Annotated in this window: 12 protein-coding genes and 4 pseudogenes; 7 read left to right on the forward strand and 9 right to left on the reverse strand. The window is 59.5% G+C overall.

All coding sequences use genetic code 11. The features are described 5' to 3' along the window. From NCR34_RS25995 to NCR34_RS26005, 3 genes and pseudogenes are all read right to left on the reverse strand, one after another. A pseudogene (locus tag NCR34_RS25995) lies at positions 1 to 254 on the reverse strand (integrase); the annotation flags it as partial. Then, positions 191 to 406 carry a phage integrase family protein gene (locus tag NCR34_RS26000; protein ID WP_250501258.1) on the reverse strand — a complete coding sequence of 72 codons (216 nt, stop codon included), beginning with the start codon at positions 404 to 406 and terminating at the stop codon, positions 191 to 193. The pseudogene NCR34_RS25995 and the gene NCR34_RS26000, both read right to left, overlap by 64 nt. Continuing rightward, on the reverse strand, positions 348 to 1472 hold the full coding sequence (locus NCR34_RS26005; RefSeq protein WP_502800126.1) for an NRAMP family divalent metal transporter: 1125 nt from the start codon (positions 1470 to 1472) through the stop codon (positions 348 to 350). The genes NCR34_RS26000 and NCR34_RS26005 overlap by 59 nt, the downstream gene beginning before the upstream one ends. A 202-nt stretch (positions 1473 to 1674) precedes the next feature. Here NCR34_RS26005 and NCR34_RS26010 point away from each other — a divergent pair, with 202 nt between their 5' ends. Continuing rightward, the gene (locus NCR34_RS26010; protein WP_250501259.1) at positions 1675 to 3858 is read left to right on the forward strand and encodes a hybrid sensor histidine kinase/response regulator family protein; all 2184 of its coding nucleotides are present in this window, start codon (positions 1675 to 1677) and stop codon (positions 3856 to 3858) included. A 466-nt stretch (positions 3859 to 4324) separates the two neighbouring features. On the opposite strand, the gene NCR34_RS26015 is transcribed toward NCR34_RS26010, so the two are convergent. Beyond that, positions 4325 to 4675, reverse strand: a complete 351-nt coding sequence (locus NCR34_RS26015) for a response regulator (RefSeq protein ID WP_250501260.1) — start codon at positions 4673 to 4675, stop codon at positions 4325 to 4327. Positions 4676 to 5060: 385 nt separating this feature from the next. Here NCR34_RS26015 and NCR34_RS26020 point away from each other — a divergent pair. Together NCR34_RS26020 and NCR34_RS26025 are read left to right on the forward strand one after the other, a co-directional pair. Continuing rightward, a pseudogene (locus NCR34_RS26020) lies at positions 5061 to 5288 on the forward strand (transposase); the annotation flags it as partial. Positions 5289 to 5407: 119 nt separating this feature from the next. Beyond that, complete coding sequence (locus tag NCR34_RS26025) at positions 5408 to 5680, forward strand: hypothetical protein (protein ID WP_250501261.1); 273 nt, start codon at positions 5408 to 5410, stop codon at positions 5678 to 5680. An 80-nt stretch (positions 5681 to 5760) separates the two neighbouring features. On the opposite strand, the gene NCR34_RS26030 is transcribed toward NCR34_RS26025, so the two are convergent. After that, positions 5761 to 6072 carry a hypothetical protein gene (locus NCR34_RS26030; RefSeq protein WP_250501262.1) on the reverse strand — a complete coding sequence of 104 codons (312 nt, stop codon included), beginning with the start codon at positions 6070 to 6072 and terminating at the stop codon, positions 5761 to 5763. 1591 nt (positions 6073 to 7663) lie between these two features. On the opposite strand from NCR34_RS26030, the gene NCR34_RS26035 reads away from it, so the two are divergent. Together NCR34_RS26035 and NCR34_RS26040 are read left to right on the forward strand one after the other, a co-directional pair. Further along, positions 7664 to 10312: a hybrid sensor histidine kinase/response regulator gene (locus tag NCR34_RS26035; RefSeq protein WP_250501263.1), complete on the forward strand. Its 2649-nt coding sequence runs from the start codon at positions 7664 to 7666 to the stop codon at positions 10310 to 10312. Between the two features lie 252 nt (positions 10313 to 10564). Further along, positions 10565 to 11110 (forward strand): annotated as a pseudogene (locus NCR34_RS26040) (IS630 family transposase); the annotation flags it as partial. Between the two features lie 366 nt (positions 11111 to 11476). On the opposite strand, the pseudogene NCR34_RS26045 reads toward NCR34_RS26040, so the two are convergent. Further along, positions 11477 to 12585, reverse strand: a pseudogene (locus NCR34_RS26045) (IS110 family RNA-guided transposase). An 87-nt stretch (positions 12586 to 12672) separates the two neighbouring features. Here NCR34_RS26045 and NCR34_RS26050 point away from each other — a divergent pair. Both NCR34_RS26050 and NCR34_RS28110 read left to right on the forward strand, forming a co-directional pair. Beyond that, positions 12673 to 12954: a hypothetical protein gene (locus NCR34_RS26050; protein ID WP_250501264.1), complete on the forward strand. Its 282-nt coding sequence runs from the start codon at positions 12673 to 12675 to the stop codon at positions 12952 to 12954. Between the two features lie 161 nt (positions 12955 to 13115). Then, a complete protein-coding gene (locus tag NCR34_RS28110) occupies positions 13116 to 13238 on the forward strand; it encodes a hypothetical protein (protein ID WP_284506708.1) in 123 nt (40 codons plus the stop codon). Between the two features lie 530 nt (positions 13239 to 13768). Here the strand turns inward: NCR34_RS28110 and NCR34_RS26055 are convergent. The 3 genes from NCR34_RS26055 to NCR34_RS26065 form a co-directional block, all read right to left on the reverse strand. After that, entirely contained in the window at positions 13769 to 14206 is a 438-nt protein-coding gene (locus NCR34_RS26055; RefSeq protein ID WP_250501265.1) for a response regulator, read from the reverse strand. Positions 14207 to 14346: 140 nt separating this feature from the next. Then, on the reverse strand, positions 14347 to 14511 hold the full coding sequence (locus NCR34_RS26060; protein WP_250501266.1) for a hypothetical protein: 165 nt from the start codon (positions 14509 to 14511) through the stop codon (positions 14347 to 14349). Positions 14512 to 14711: 200 nt separating this feature from the next. Further along, on the reverse strand, positions 14712 to 15215 hold the full coding sequence (locus tag NCR34_RS26065) for a hypothetical protein (RefSeq protein ID WP_250501267.1): 504 nt from the start codon (positions 15213 to 15215) through the stop codon (positions 14712 to 14714). Between the last annotated feature and the right edge of the window lie 423 nt (positions 15216 to 15638).

Consider the following 15638-nt stretch of genomic DNA (forward strand, 5'->3'; position numbering starts at 1 on the left):
GACGACAGCGCCTTGCGCCGCACCACCACGCTCCACAGGATCAGCCGTTCGAGCTCGCGCGTGTACGCGCGCAAGGTCGTCGGTCGGTCGCGATAACGGTGAAGGTACGCATGCACCGCCGCGAGGTCGTGTTCGGCGCGGATGAACGCAAAGCTCGTCGCTCGGTTGAAGCCTGCAGCGCCGGATAACTCTACCGGGACCGCAAGGTGCTCAAACGGCGCGAGCCGCGGTTCGCTGGGATCGCCGCCGACCACGATGACGCGGTCGCCCCCTTCCCTTCACTCGTGCGTGTTGGCACCAGCGACGCCGTGTCGACGTCGGCGGCGACCTTCACGCCAAGCGTCGCTTCATGCCGCCGCAGCCACGCGACGATCGCCCGCGCACGCAACGCGCCGATGCGCGGCACCGAGCGCCACCAGCCGTAGAACGCAATAAAAACTGTCAATCCAAAATCGCGGTGCCGGCGGAATCGATGGGTGCGAATTGACGACTTCCTTCCTTTCCGAACGAAATAAAGTCGTCAATTTGCATAAGTCCGCATTAAGTTTGTCAATTCGCGTCTTAGGCATCGACTTTTCTTCATAGGCCGCCGATTCTATGACATAATTCGTTGTCAGAAGATCGGGCCGGACCGTCCCCGCAGCGCTCATCGGCCGGCGAACCGAGGCGCGGCGCAGGTCGTAAGCAAAGCGGCCGGCAATTGGTTCGAGCGCTCGCGCGGCGTCGGACGATGTTTGCACCTCAATGTGATGCAGATGGAGCGTCGCCGCCGCCGTCAACATGATGAAAAAAGCGACGAAGTTGGACACCCCCATACCGACCCATGTATCGAAGCGGATTCTGCGCAATTGCGCGGGTGCCTGTTGCGGCACGCGAAGCAGCGGAGCCTGCCCCGGCGCGGATCGCATCTCTTCCACTTCCTTCGAGGCCTGCCAGAAGAACAGATACGGACTGATCGTCGTGCCGAGCACTGCGACGACCGTCGTCAGGTAGTCCGGCTTCAGCGACATCTTCGGCAGGACGATAGCGTGAGCAACATCGCCCCAGTGGATCGGCACAATGAACGCTACTGCGACGTATGCGAGCAGCGATAGGGCTGTCCACTTCAGAATGCTCGCGTACCTGTCATAGGGCACGAAGATCTGAAGGACGACTGAGAACGCCCCAAGAACGACGACATAGAGGTGCTGCGGACCGGGCAGCAGTAATCCGACTGCGGCGCCCATCGCCGACAGGTCGGCGGCGATGTTGATGACGTTGGCCACAATGAGCAGGCCAACCGCGCAGTAAAGTAGCGATGCCGGATAGTGCGCGCGTACGTTCGATGCAAGCCCCTTCCCGGTTACGCGGCCGATCTGCGCGCTGACCAGTTGGATCGCGGTCATCAAGGGATAGGTCAGCAGAACCACCCACAGAAGATTAAACCCGAACTGCGCGCCGGCCTGCGAATAAGTGCCGATCGAAGCCGCCATTAACGGTCGGTAGGCGACAGAACTGGTCGACCGCCGTAGCGGCTCTACGCAATGCCGACCCAGAGTATGTCGATCTCCGCTGGTGCCGAGCCCCGGGGCACCGCGCGAAGCAGGCAACAAACCGGTGTACAGTAGCGACACCTCGACGACATTCGGAGAAGGCTAGCCAGAATCGGACTTCCCGGCGGCCTAGGTCTCATCCATGCTTGAGCGAACATCCGAGGTCGGCGCGACAGTGCACCCCGAGGACGAACCTTCGCCCAGGAAGCGCAATTTCGGCGTCACGCAACGGGCGCTCAGGCTGGCTTTGCTCATCGCAGTGGTAATTCCCCTCGCCTGCCTCTGCGGATATGGCTATTACGACTACCAGCAACGATTCCATGACGCACAGGCCGTGACCGACCGTCTGGCGCGGGTCGCGCAGGAGCAGGCAGCGAAAGTCCTGGATCTGAACCAGGAATTGGTCGTGCGCTTGCTTGCAGCACTCGGAGACCGCAGCGCGCCGGAGCTTCGGATGAGCGAGGCCGGCTTGCATGCGCAAATTGCTGCGATTGCTGACAAATATCCACAGATACAGTCGATCGCGGTGTTCGGACCGGACGGCAAGATGGTCTTATCAAGTGGATCCTTTCCAGCGGCTCCGGTATCAATCGCGACGCGGGACGACTTCGAAGGCGCCCGAAGTCGCCACGGGGGAATTTACGTCTCGGGTCCGCTCTACATGATTGTGAGCGGAGACGCGGTGTTCTCCACCAGCATTGCTCGCTTCGCCGACGATGGAAGCTTCCTGGGCGTGCTGACCGTGGCCCTGCGGCGAAGCTATTTCGACGAGTACTACAGAGAACTTACGTCAGGTGACAGCGCGCTCGTGGTTGGCCTGCAGCGCGACGGTGGGCAGATTTTGGTACGGTACCCTCCGGTGGCGGCATCCGAACTTGGCCGCGTCTCCGGGGTTGTCCGTCGAGCGTTCGAGCAGACCTTGAACACCGACCTCCGAAATGGGACCATGCGCACAGTTTCGGCCGTTGACGGAGTGGAGCGCATATATGCGTTTCGCCGCATCGAGCAATACCCCGTATTGGCGGTAAGCGGCTATTCGATCGCCGCCATCTACGCAACCTGGTCGCGCAGCTTTGCGGTGCTTTGCGCTGCATTGCTGCTTCCCTGCATTGCGGTCTGGCTGTTACTCCTCTTCTCGCTGCGCTTGCTTTGGGCAGAGCAGCTTGCATCGGAACGTTGGCGTGACGAACTTGAAGCTCGCACATTGGCGCAGCAGGAGGCAAGGCAAGCGCAGCGAATGAGCGCGCTGGGGAACCTCGTCGCCAGTGTCGCGCATGACTTCAACAATCTGCTAATGGTCGTTGCCTCCAACGTCGAGATCGCGCGGCATAAGGGTTACAACAATCTGCACAATGAGATGCAGACGGTCGCGAAGGCCACGGCCAACGCTGAGGCGCTCACTCGGCGGCTGCTGAGCATCACGAGGAAACAGCCGCTGCACAACGAAGTCATCGACTTCCCAACCTGGCTCGCGGCAGCTCAGCGCCTTATCCGAACCGCACTGGGCAGCGACATTGCATTCGACGTGGACGTTGCCCCTGATGTCTGGAAAGCGTTGGCTGATCCGTCGCAGCTCGAAATAGCGATCATCAATATTGCTGTGAACGCGCGAGATGCGATGCCTGACGGAGGCCGATTCCTCTTGCGGTGCCGTAACTCAAAGGCCGAAACCCACGTCGGCGGTCGCCATCCGGGCGAGTTTGTGGTGCTGTCTCTCACTGATACCGGCTTGGGCATGACCGAAGAGACGCTGCGCCATGCCTTTGAACCTCTTTTCACGACGAAAGCGGTCGGCAAGGGGACGGGACTCGGCCTTCCACAAGTGCTCGCCATGTGCCAAGACGCCGGCGGAACAGCGTTCATAGAAAGCGAACTTGGGGTTGGCACGACCGTCAGCCTGTACTTGCCGCGGTACGTTGGGCCCGATTTGACGGCTGACACGTCGCCCGCCGAGACAACGGGGAGGCCGCTATCCGACGCGACTGAGGTTCTTCTCGTCGAAGACAACGAGGAAGTGGCAGCGGGCCTTGCCGCCGTTCTCGACGTTTTCGGATGCAAAGTACATCACGAGTTGACCGCTGACGACGCCCTTCGATACCTGAATGCAGGACACCGGTTCGACGTCGTTCTCACGGATGTCCACATGCCAGGGCGCCTGAACGGCATTGACCTCGCTGAGCAAGTGTTGCACCGTTGGCCGACGCAGAAAGTCGCCTTGATGACCGGCTATGCTGAGGAACTGGACAGAGCGAAGCGCTTGGGTATTCGAGTGATGGCCAAGCCCTTCAACATGGTTCAACTGGCCAGTGTCCTTGCGAAGGAATGACGGGACATGCGCAGCCGCTCAAAAAAGGGCGTTCCCGGAACGAAACGCGCCACCTGTACGTTGGTCGTACAGAGCAACTCGGGAACCGGGTGTCCCGATGCACGGAGAGAACGGAGACCGCAGCTGTAGCAGACCGCTGAGCGTCGAGCAGCGGCCATTCGAAGGGCAGGCTAACGGCACCTACGGAAGTCCGCAATTGGCCGATCGGGTGAGTTCGCCACCAGCCGTTTACCGGCGTTCCGGCTGGATGGACATCGATCCCGCCGAGTGGCTCGTTTGGAGGAAGCTGTCTGACCGGGTTGGGCCGGGTCCATCCGGCCAACGTCGGGCGCGAGCCGGCGCTTTCAGTACGGGTTGCAAACATATGCTCACTGTTGACGTACGAAACCTCTCTCGTAGGGCGTGGATTTGCCTATCCTGGTGGGTCGAACCGAACAGCGCATCGTCGGTCGAGCAGTCACAGCCATCACTGCACAAACGTCCTGACGAGTTCAAGCATCTGCCCGAGGGCGACGCCTTTCTGCAAATAGCCGTCGAACTCGCTATCTCTCAATTGCCGGCGCACCTCGGCTTCATCCAAAGCCGTAAAGGCGATGATCGCAATGCCGGCGGTCCGGGGATCGCGTCGCAGTGAGCGGGAGGCTTCAATGCCGTTGCACTCGGGCATTGACACATCCATCAGGATAACGTGTGGCGTCCAAATCGTCGCGGCCTCGATTGCCTGCCGGCCGCCAAAGGCCGTGCGGCTGTCCATGCCTTCCAGCGACAGGTAAGCGGCCAAAGCCAGCGCCCCGTTTTCGTTGTCATCGACGACCAAAACGCGCAGGCGCGTTCCAGTGGCCGGAACGCGACGGCCGGTCCATGGAAGGGAAGAGCGGTGGGAGGAGCGAAAAGGCAACATAGTAAAGTCTGATTATGTAGGCGGTGCATTAGGTGTGCCCGTCCGTTGTTTGCACGGCAGGAGGCCGTGAGTGGTCTGTGCGGGATTATGGCCCGTCCTAAGGTGGGAGTACATCGTCGCTTTACTTTGATGGATAAGTGATCTTCGCCTGCCGGGGTAAACGCCGAGAAGTGCGCAAAAACTGCTAGGAGGAAGATGCTGAGAAAGGAGTGAAATATCCAGTTCGTTAACCGGCCCTCGGGAGGGCTTGCAATATGGCCACGACCAAGCGTAGTGCGAACCGGCCGGCAGTGGAAGCGCTGAGGTGAACAGCGAAGATCTGTGCGTTCACAGCCTCTCGGTCTCAGCGATTCCCGCCATCAATAGAGGGCTCAACGCAACGCTGGCGAAGTTCGCGCACCGGCCGTTGGAGGAAGCATATCCGTATCTGATTATCGATGCTCGCTGGGAAAAGGTGCATGACTTGGGCGTGATTCGTTCAAAGCCGGTGCTGATTGCTGTTGAGATCACCTGGGAATGCCACCGACAGCCAAGGTGCACTAACGTCGTGCAATCAGAATTCTTTGCTCGTTACGCTTTTGTCTAAGTGTACATATTGCCGCGGGTGTTCTAGTATTAGGGAAACAATAAAACTTGAGAGAAGCAGCCATGGAAGCTGAGTTTGACGTCCTCTACAAGGGATGCATACTGTCACCCGTCGCTATTGATGACGGCGACTTCTATACAGCGATGGTCGTGGTGGCTACACCCGATGGCGACAGGCACGCGAGCGGTATGCTCGGGCAGTTCCCATCCGCGATGTCGGCTAGGCAGTTCGCGCTTGCCTACGGAATGGCGGAGCTCGATCACCGCGAATTGCCCGTTCCTGACTGGCCGATGCAGATGCAGGGGCGCCGCGTCGCGCACCGCGTCCGGGTTTAGTGGCCGAAACGCTGGACTGCGCACGCAGTCCTTGGCGCTGTCAGGCAAGACGATTGGGACCGAAATATAGCTCTCCATCGCTAACGATCGGCGTTCTGCCATCCTGCCGAGTCATCGACGCGATCGCTTGGACCATTCTCGACAAAATCGTCCTCGAAGCTCTGTCCGACCAAGCGATCGTAGCCCGCCGCGTCGCTGCTTACGATGGCTCGGAACATCTGAATCAACGCGTTGCCATCTTGTAGATGCGCGACCACGACACGTGCGGTACGCAGCGAAACAGATTCGCGGACGGGCGGCGCTGCACTTCCGTCGTGCAGTTCGAAAGCGAAACGGTGAACCTCTTCATGCCCATCCGGCAGCTGAGTATGGCCCCAAATTGTTGCTTTCATATTGTTCGGTGGCGGACTATTCGTACGCTTGACGAGCAATAAGGGTGCCATTGCTCGCAACCGGACCTTCCGCTGCATTAAACCCGACGCGCGGGCGTCTAGTGCTTTGAGCGCGGCGCGGCCACTTTAGTCCGGTAAGGGAACACAGTCTGCAGCAAAACGACACTCATAGTGTCGCTTTGGCGCCTCCAGGGGCGGCATTTAAAGAGTCGCGTGGGCCTTCCTGACACAGCGTGGCGGTGAGGATCGAGGCATTTACGAAAGCTCCCCGGCCGTGGCGCTTCCGCGTCAGACTCGATGCACAGTGCCGTACTCGACGACACCGACTACCGCTCGGCTCGCGGATTCGATCGTGGCCTGATTGGGCCTGCGAGCGGCAAGCCGATCCGCGAACGCAACGTTGTGTGCGCTCTTGGCGCGCCAAAGGCACGCTAACCAACAACCAAGTCCGGCGTTCAGTGTTGCCGCTCGCATGCTGGAGGGTCGCGCAATGATCCACTTTCTGGAGGAGTGCAGAACGTACCTAAGCTGACATTCCTTGAAAAGGACGCGCCGTCCATTTTTCGTGGGCAAAAAATGCGCATGCAACCTGAATGGGATCAGTTTTCACGAAAATCCAGATGTTTAAAATATAGGCTCTCTCGGGCGTGGTTCCACGCCTTCTACCGCATGCACCCCTCGTATGCGGTTTTTTTTTGTTCTTCATGCCACGCAGCCTTTGAGGCACCGCTCGTCGGGACGCAGTGTTCCGTACGTAGATTCCATTCCGACTCCCTAAATTGCGCGCACGCCGCAGGGCGGCGAAAGAGCCGTGCGTGCCATCGGGGGGCGCATTTGCTACGGCAATCGAACCGGTTTGAGACCCCCTTCGACTGAGGTAACACCGGTGAAGCTTAGCAACGGTGCTCTGCGACGCTCCGATCGTCGAGATTACCGGCTTATTGGCAGGCTATAACGGTTGCCGCGTCCACTCCGCCGTCAAAGCACGAATGTCCGGACGCAAATGCTGGAACAAATCTCAAACGTTGAATCACCCCGATCTTTTCACAGTCGGGCGCCCTCGCTTGGCATTGCGTTTGACCACTCCTATGAAGTAAAACCGTTACGTAAGCGTAAAAGGTGACGCGATGTATAAAGCAGGTGCTTACTTTGTTGAGTGCGTTCCTTCGAAAGACGAAGCACGCGGCTGGAGATGCACCGTTCGTTTCTCCCGAATCAGTGACGTCGGGCGGGGAGGCATCGTGCCCAAGGTGGCGTTTGTTTGTCCCCGCCTGGCGGGAACAAGCCTCGCCGCGGAGTATGAAGCCGTCTTGTGGGCGCGCAAATATGTCGAAACTAACCACGATGATCTTGAGCGGTCGCTCGCTTCCCGCTAGGAACACATTGCTTCCAACGGCGCGAACATTCCCGAACATTCGGATCGGCGAATGCGGCTCGACATCGGCTGCCCGCGAACACCTCATAGGGCCAAGTAGGGTTGTGCGTAACGCACTGCGCGACGTGTTTGCGTCGTCAGCATGCCTGATCATTGCGGCACCCTAATTGGCTGCCTTGGGCTCTGTCACAACGCCGGCTAAACAGGCATCGAGATATGGATTTTGTGCATACACCACGCCTCACTGAATCGACACATCTGCTTTTTTTGACGGTTGATGCGGACGGTGCCGTGTCGCATGCAAATGAAGCCGCCCGGCGGTATTTCGGCACATGCTTGGAAAATGCCGGCGTCCCCTGGCGGCGACTCATCGCGCCGCTCGATGTGGCAACAGTCGAATGTAAGGTCTTAGCCCTAGGCTCGGTTTGCCGTGAGGAAAGTGTGTACGCGAGGTTACTCGGTACTGACGGCCAACTAAGGTGGCACCGGTTGTACCTTCAGCGAACCGAGGAACTTGCTTCTAGCCTGCTGGAGTTTCAAATAATCGGTATTAACGTCGACGAATGCAAGCGTGGGTGGGACCTTCATGCAGAGAGCGAGGCGCGCCTCCTATCCGCTTTTGAAGCGGCGGACCTAGGTGCATGGGAATGGGACCTTGCGGCAGGCAACGCTCGGATAACGCCTGTTCTTGCCCGGCTTTACGGCATCGACGCCAACGTGACAGAGGTGCCACTCAAGTTGCTCTGGGGGAAGGTAGCCGAGGAGGATCGCGAGCGATTCTTGACGTCAATTGCTGCTGCCCTCGATCGAGGCGGTTCGTTTGAGATAGAGTTCCCCATCTCAACGGACTCCGCGGCGATACGGTGGCTACGCTTGAAGGCTCACGTGCTGCGGCAATCTTCGGGCGGCTTTCCCCGGGTGTTCGGCGTCACGTTTGATGTGTCAGAGATTCGCGCTGCGGCAGCGACCCTTCGCCTAAGCGAACGACGCTATCGAGAGCTTGCCCGTTCATCCGGCGCGCTCGTTTGGTCGGCAAACTGTCACGGAGAAATGCAGCCAATCGACGGAGAATGGCAGGCGTTCACAGGTTTGACCAGCGAACAACTTGTCGGGCATCAATGGATGTCGCTTGTGCATCCGGATGACAGAGACAACTTGAACGAGAAGTGGACGCAGGCGCGGCGCGAATTGGGCCCGCGCGAGGCATGCTTCCGGATGCGAAGGGCCGACGGCAAGTACCGAATGATGCTCGCGCGAGCCGTACCATTGTGCGACGAACGCGGGGCGCTGTACGAATGGTTTGGGACGACCATGGACGTGACCGAGCAACGGCATGCTCAGGCGGTTAGTGAAGCACGTAACCTGCGGCTCGCCGTGGCGATGAAAGCAGCAAGCATCATTATCGTCACGCTCGATCTCGGCAGTTACGTCTTCTCGATTGAAGGCGCGAGTGCACCTTTGCAAGTCAGTTCGACGTCAGTGACCAAGCTTCCTTACGACCAGGCGATGGCCCGGGTTCACGTGGACGACCGGCCTATCCTCGAACGCGGTATTCGGCGGCTAAGCGCGAATAGAGAGGACGCCGTTCATTTCGAAGTACGCGTCGGGCTTTCCGGCGCCGAGCATTGGATGAACGGGAGTGCAGTGCTGCAACGCGGCCAAGACGGCCGCGCTGACCTTATTGTTGCTAGCCTTTCGGATGTCAGCGAACGCAAGCGGATGGAGATCGCGTTACGAGACGCCGACAAGCGAAAAGACGAGTTCCTGGCAATGCTGGCGCATGAGCTGAGAAATCCACTCGCGCCGCTCAGAACGGTGGTGAGCTTGCTACGCCGGGGCGCAACGGTAGGAAACCCTGAGTCACTCATTGCCTCGATGGAGCGTCAAATCTCCCACATGACACGGCTCGTCGACGACTTGCTTGAAGTCTCAAGGATCACCCAGGGCCGCATCGTCCTGAAACGGGAACCTCTTCTGATAGGCGGGGTTATCTACGGCGCTGCCGAGTCAGTGGCCCAACAAGTCGAGGAGAGCAAACAAACGCTTACGATTGACGTTCCGCGGGAAACCGTTTGGGTATGCGGGGACACGACGCGAATGGCGCAGATTGTCGTCAACGTCCTGCACAACGCCTGCAAGTACACGCCCGCTGGCGGCGACATCCGCGTTCGCGTTTCGTCGGACGCAGCGCGAGTCAATGTTGTCGTCGAGGACACCGGTGCGGGTATTGCTGCAGATTTGCTTCCTCGGATTTTTGATCTGTTTTCTCAGGGCGAGCGCACGCTTGATCGCGCGAAAGGCGGCCTAGGCATCGGATTATCTCTCGTGCGCAAGTTGGTCCAAATGCACGACGGGTCGATACATATTCAAAGTCCCGGACCGGGGCTTGGAACAACGGTTACCCTGTCGTTTCCGCGCCTGAATCGACAAGAGGAAGTTTCCGAGGTCGGCAACCAAACGGCGCCCTTGCGGTCACCACGGAATACGCTTCGCATTTTGGTTGTCGACGACAATCGCGATGCTGCGGACTCGCTGGCTCTGGTTTGCCAGTCGGAAGGGCATGAGACGCACACGTGCTACGGCTCCCACGATGCCCTGGCAGCGGCCTCGTCGTTTCAGCCTGACGTCGCCTTGCTGGATATCGGCTTGCCGGAAATGGATGGATACCAACTGGCAGTTCACTTACGTTCCAAGGGACAGAAGTCCCCTGTCCTCATTGCCATTACCGGCTACGGGCAGGCGGAAGACCGACTAAAGGCGCAAGCGGCTGGCTTCGACCATCACTTCGTCAAACCGGTGGATATCAACGCACTCCTCGACCTTCTCGCGAGCTGTGACGTCACCGCCGAATTGTCGCGGCACTGACGACAGTCGGTCAGGTCGCTCCATCTATCGCGCATCGGCTCGCGCGAGCAGCAATCTGCCGTGAACGCTTGATGGTGATGCGTCGACGACTATCCGGAGGTGCCGTTCCACGCCTCTGCCGGACAGGCGACGAGTGGAGGCGTTCCGGATAGAAGTGTCCCCCAGCGCATCCAACTTAAATACTTAAATCGAAGATGATCTAAGGCGTTGACTGGGTGAGACGTCATGGGGTTGCCACGCAGCTTTTCGCCACTCGACCGTACCCAGCCCGGACTGCCTTTGAAGAGAGGCCGTGCGGCCACCCAGACGCATGACTACAAACGTCATGGCACCACGACCCTGTTCGCAGCGCTCAATACTCTCGATGGTTCTGTCATCGCCCGCTGCGATCAGCGCCACCGTCACACCGAATGGCTCGCCTTCCTGCGCCAGATCGAGCGCGAGACTCCCAAGGGCAAGGAGTTGCATCTGATCTGCGATAACTATGCCACCCACAAGCACCCGAAGGTCAAGGAGTGGCTCGCGAAACATCCTCGCTTTACAGTGCATTTCACACCAACCTCAGCATCGTGGCTGAATATGGTAGAGCGCTTCTTTCGCGATATCACGACCGAACGTTTGCGCCGTGGCGTGTTCCGCTGCGTGCCGGATCTGATCGTGGCTATCAAGGACTACATCGCCGTGCATAACCAGGATCCCAAACCATTCGTGTGGACTGCTAAGGCCAATGACATCTTGCAGAAAGTCATTCGCGCCAATCGCCGCCTTGGTTCCAAGAAAAGCGAAGCACTACACTGATATGTATGGACCCTGTCAAGTACCAAATGCGGTTCTCCGAAGCTTGACGCGACGTCGGATTCCTATCCTATGCATTGGTCACGAGCGCGGCACTTGCGTGCTCACGACCAATGCCAAGCCGTCTTCTTCGACGGCCGTCAACAACAGGATGCTTGGGCCAGGACGAGGCGGTTATCCGACGGTTGATCATTCTGATATGCGCGGGTTGGTTACCGCATGACAAACGAAACGTCGGGGAGCTGCCTCAATCTAGGTGCGAGGGTTGTGCTGTTTCCAGTTGCCTCCTAGTGCAAGAGCGAGGGTTCTCCCACCGTTGCCTGGTCCTGGCCCAAACATCCTGTTACCGGCTCGACCGTTCATGCGCGGCTAGGCTCGCCTGAGGGGAACAACATGTTGCCCGATAGCCCAGATAAAGCCAACGAGTTCTCGCGCAATGGCGGTACAGACTTGGTTCTTGAGCTTGCCGCGTGCCATCAAGTTTCGAAACCGCTGACACAACCGCTTTTGCGCCGACCAGGCGATCTCTTGGATCTCGGGAGCCGTACGCTCTGCGCGCCGCTGCAGGATCGCGGTCTTTCGTGCAGCATGGCGATACGTCCACGCTGCTTCGACGAGTACCCGCCGGACATGGCTGTTGCCGGCTTGGTGATGGCACCGCGGCGCTCGCGCTTGCCGCTGGAGTGTTCGCTGGGCACCAGGCCCAGATAGGCCATCAGTTCGGGCGGGCCGGCAAACCGTGCGAGATCACCGAGTTCCGCGACCACCGTTACAGCCGCAAGCAGACTGACGCCACGTAGCGCCATCAACGCCTCGATCGCCGGCCAAACCGGGCTGGCGTGCGCAGCCGTCTCGACTTCGCGGTCGAGGCTGACCACGCGCTTGCCACAGGCCTGCACCGTGTCGATATATTCCTGCAGCACGATCTGTTGCTCCGGCCGGGCGAACTTGATGCCTTCCAGCCAGCGCCAGTGCGCTTGCGTCCATCTGGAGCGGCCCGTGTAGCGATGGCCACGGCGCGACAGAAACGACAACAGCCGTTGCTTGGCTTGGCGTTGCAGATGCTTCATGTCCTCACGCGCACGGGTCAGATCGCGCAGCGCCTCCTGCGCCTCATCCGGAATCCACACAGGGCTCAACTCGCCGGCGCGATGCAGGCGCGCCAGGCTTAGGGCATCGCGCCGGTCGGTCTTCACCCGCTCGCCCGGCTTCTTCGGAATCAGCGACGGGGCCACGACCTGGCAGTCCTGCTTGAGCTCCCGCAGCTGTCGGCAAATTGTATAGCCGCAAGGGCCGGCTTCGTAGCAGAACGCCAGCCGCCTCGTGCCGCGTTTGAGCTGCGTCATGAGCTTCGCGATGGCCTCGGGCGTGTTCGCGATTTCGCCCATATACCGCACCTCGCCGGCCGTGTCGGCGAGCGCCACGGCAATCGTTTCCTGATGTACATCCAGGCCTACGTACTTGCTAAACTTGTTCAAGACCTGCCCCCTCAATGGCGGCTCTGAGCCGCGGAGTAACCGACCTCAAGCTTAATCCGCGTACCTTGAGGTGCGGCAGGTCCATACATGATGTCTAGCACCGAAACGCTGCGGCGGCTCGGCAAAGGGCACCATCTCGGACACGACGACTACCAAGAATTTCTTGCTTTCGTGGGCGACCGGTTCAGCGCATTCCTCAACGATCAGCAAATCGGGGAGCTGATGCTTGCGTGGCAACACCTGGAACGCGAGAGCAAGGCCGCCGAAAACATACAGGCCAGCGAAGCCGAACTAGCGGCGGGCGACGACGCCGACGAACTCATGAGGCGCCTAGTGCTGGCCGCCGCCGAATATCTTCGTTCCCGCTAATGCCCCGGCAAAGCCCCGGTTCGCGCGCAGCGGTAGATAACCGAGCGGACCGGCGGCAATCCTGCGGCCGGCCTCCGTTCGACACTTGACTTCATGGGCCGGGCGATAGCCTTGAGACAAGTCCGAGCAGCCGCTCGGCTCAAACTCGGGGAGTCGGCAGCATGGCCTTCAGCATCGATGCGTCAAGCATTGTTTTCATAGGAACCCGCCGCGGCGTCGACGCGACCGCCTTCATCGTTTCCGACGATCAGAAGCGCGTGGGCAAGATCCACGATGTGGCGTAAAAAATCGTTGCGGACGTAACGTTCGCTTGCGCGAGTGCGCGGTCCGCGTTCGTTGCCGAGACAAGACGCCTGCACCCCGGGCTTCTTGGGCACGGACCACGGTGATGAGGTTTTCATCTCTGAATACGCCCGCATCCTCCTTGCCGAGGCTGAGCGACGATTGCTATCTGGACTCGGGACCTAACGTGGGCATGGAAGGCGTATGTGAGCCATTCCGGAACGGCCAGCCGCGACCGCGCGGCGATCAGTCATCGTTCATAGGACGATGCGAGATCTCGTCGTCAACCAACCCCAGCGCCCAGCGCAAGTCACGCACGAAGTCGCGGCAGACAGCGATCCACTCCTCACTGTCCGGCTGGCAATCACGCGGATTTTATCTGCCACGAGCCCGCCGGATGACCTCGATGCTGCGGCTCAACGCGCGTGCGTCGTTCCCTAACGAGTCATCGTCGAAAGCCCAATGTTCGTCTACTGTGTCCATAATTCGTTGTCGCGTGCCGCGGCGGTTCTTGCGGGCGACGGCCAGCGTGTCACATGAAGACAGCGCCGAAGACCGACGGGCCGCGGTCTGCCGCGACATCGGTTTTCGGTAGCGGTGCGATCTGAGCGAGCTTGTCGGCCAGCGCAGCCTCGGAGAACGGTTTCACTACATAGCCGCTAGCACCGGCGTGAATAGCCGCAAGAACGTTTTCGCGCTTCTTCTCGGCGGTCACCATTAGCACTGGGACGTCAGCGTGTCCCTCGGACTTGCGGATTTCCTGCAGCAGAGTCAGCCCGTCCATGTTGGGCATGTTCCAGTCGGTTACCACCACGTCGAATTTCTGGGTGCGTAATTTCTCGAGCGCTGAAACACCGCTATCTGCTTCATCGATGATTAGATAACCAATCGCCCTCAGCATCTTCCGGATAAGACCGCGCATGGTGGCCATGTCATCGACGACCAACAAGCGCGTTTGTGCATTTACCATCGGTGAATCCTTCTGTACGTCACTGCAAAAGCGAACGTCGTTTCGAGTGGCTACCGGCGCGTCTGCCTTGCCACGCACGGCACATCAAGCGCGGGGCGTTGCGCTCGCTCTTGCACACGACCGCCCTAACCCGGATCTGGTCAGCCCCGGCTTGCCGGCGACTGCAAGTATTGAGCGACCACCCACTGCAGCGGCCGTTCGTCGAAATGGCGCTGCTCGCCGAAAAGCAAAATTGCGTCGAGCTGCTGCCCAGTGCAGCGGAAAATTTCACGGCGCACGATATGGCCGCTTTCGTTGTCTATCATTATCCGATTCGTCTATGTTGCGTTGGGGTTCCCGCTCGCTTCACCTATCGGCCGTCTGACGACCGGCATCGTCAAGCGCGAGTTCGATCGCATGCTACCGGGGACGCGTCAGGCGAATGCATTCGCCTAGGAGAACTAGGTGCGACTACGAGACGGCGCGATCGGGTGTCGCGTCTTGCCACATGCTAATGACGCCGCCCTTAGTGCAGTGCTCCACGCGTCAGCGCGATCTCTCGCGTTACCTCGTGCGGTGGATCTTCCCTTAAGTCGTCGACGGCATCGACAGATGCCTCATAGAGTTCGGCCAGTTCAGGGAACTCGTCCTGCAAGCGCTCCATGCCGCGTTCACGCTCATCGATTAGCGCGGAGACGTTAGCGGGTTGGAGCGCTGCGCGTAGTTCATCGGCCGGAAAGCCGAAATACTTCTCGGCAGCATCAATTGCATGCTCAAGGGCGAATTCAACCGTGCCGTGACGACCGCGAAGGCCGGGCGCCGAGTAACCCAATAGCAGTGTGTCGCCGCGAGTTTCCGTCGCAAGCAACGCTGAGATATCCTCTTTCACCGATCGAGGATCGGCCACCACCTTGCTGAACATGCGACGCGCCTCTGCCTCCGGGACGTCTCTGCTCATTAGCTCAATGCAGCCGCCGTACACGTCGATCTGTAACTGAACATAGATTGTCGTTTCTTCGCCTATCGTCATTGCTCGTGAGGCCCCGCTATTTTTTTGATCCGTTGCAGGCTGATGCGCCCGCCTTCGCTTGATAACGGCTCGGCGGCCAAGATGTTTAGTGGCACGCGCCACTGCATATGGGTGCTCTGAGTAACGAGGCGCAGGTTGCTTAGCGGTACGCAGACACCCCAACCTCAGAAGGTCGACCACTCACCGTCAGCCGCCGCGCTGGCTAACACGGGAGCAGAGGCCGCTGGCTTTACCGGGCGGGCGGTCGCCGACGTTCGTTTTGCTGGCGACGGTCGAGTCGTCTGGCCCTTGTAACTGGTCTTCGTTGGGACGATGGGAGTCTGCACCGTACGGAACACGGCAACGGGGCAATGTCCCGGGCGTAGTTGAAGGTTGAAGGCGGCGGTTCCCCGTTGGAAATCCGAGAGAATCGGGTTTCGACGA

It is taken from the genome of Caballeronia sp. GAWG1-5s-s, from assembly GCF_023631445.1.
Taxonomy (GTDB): Bacteria; Pseudomonadota; Gammaproteobacteria; order Burkholderiales; family Burkholderiaceae; genus Caballeronia.

Bases quoted from the DNA above. Each gene is read 5' to 3' on its own strand.
- NCR34_RS26005 (WP_502800126.1), bottom strand. From the start codon at position 1,472: ATGGCGGCTTCGATCGGCACTTATTCGCAGGCCGGCGCGCAGTTCGGG.
- NCR34_RS26025 (WP_250501261.1), top strand. From the start codon at position 5,408: ATGGAAGCTGAGTTTGACGTCCTCTACAAGGGATGCATACTGTCACCC.
- NCR34_RS26055 (WP_250501265.1), bottom strand. From the start codon at position 14,206: ATGGTAAATGCACAAACGCGCTTGTTGGTCGTCGATGACATGGCCACC.
- NCR34_RS28110 (WP_284506708.1), top strand. From the start codon at position 13,116: ATGGCCTTCAGCATCGATGCGTCAAGCATTGTTTTCATAGGAACCCGC.
- NCR34_RS26050 (WP_250501264.1), top strand. From the start codon at position 12,673: ATGATGTCTAGCACCGAAACGCTGCGGCGGCTCGGCAAAGGGCACCAT.
- NCR34_RS26035 (WP_250501263.1), top strand. From the start codon at position 7,664: ATGGATTTTGTGCATACACCACGCCTCACTGAATCGACACATCTGCTT.
- NCR34_RS26060 (WP_250501266.1), bottom strand. From the start codon at position 14,511: ATGATAGACAACGAAAGCGGCCATATCGTGCGCCGTGAAATTTTCCGC.
- NCR34_RS26030 (WP_250501262.1), bottom strand. From the start codon at position 6,072: ATGAAAGCAACAATTTGGGGCCATACTCAGCTGCCGGATGGGCATGAA.
- NCR34_RS26010 (WP_250501259.1), top strand. From the start codon at position 1,675: ATGCTTGAGCGAACATCCGAGGTCGGCGCGACAGTGCACCCCGAGGAC.
- NCR34_RS26065 (WP_250501267.1), bottom strand. From the start codon at position 15,215: ATGACGATAGGCGAAGAAACGACAATCTATGTTCAGTTACAGATCGAC.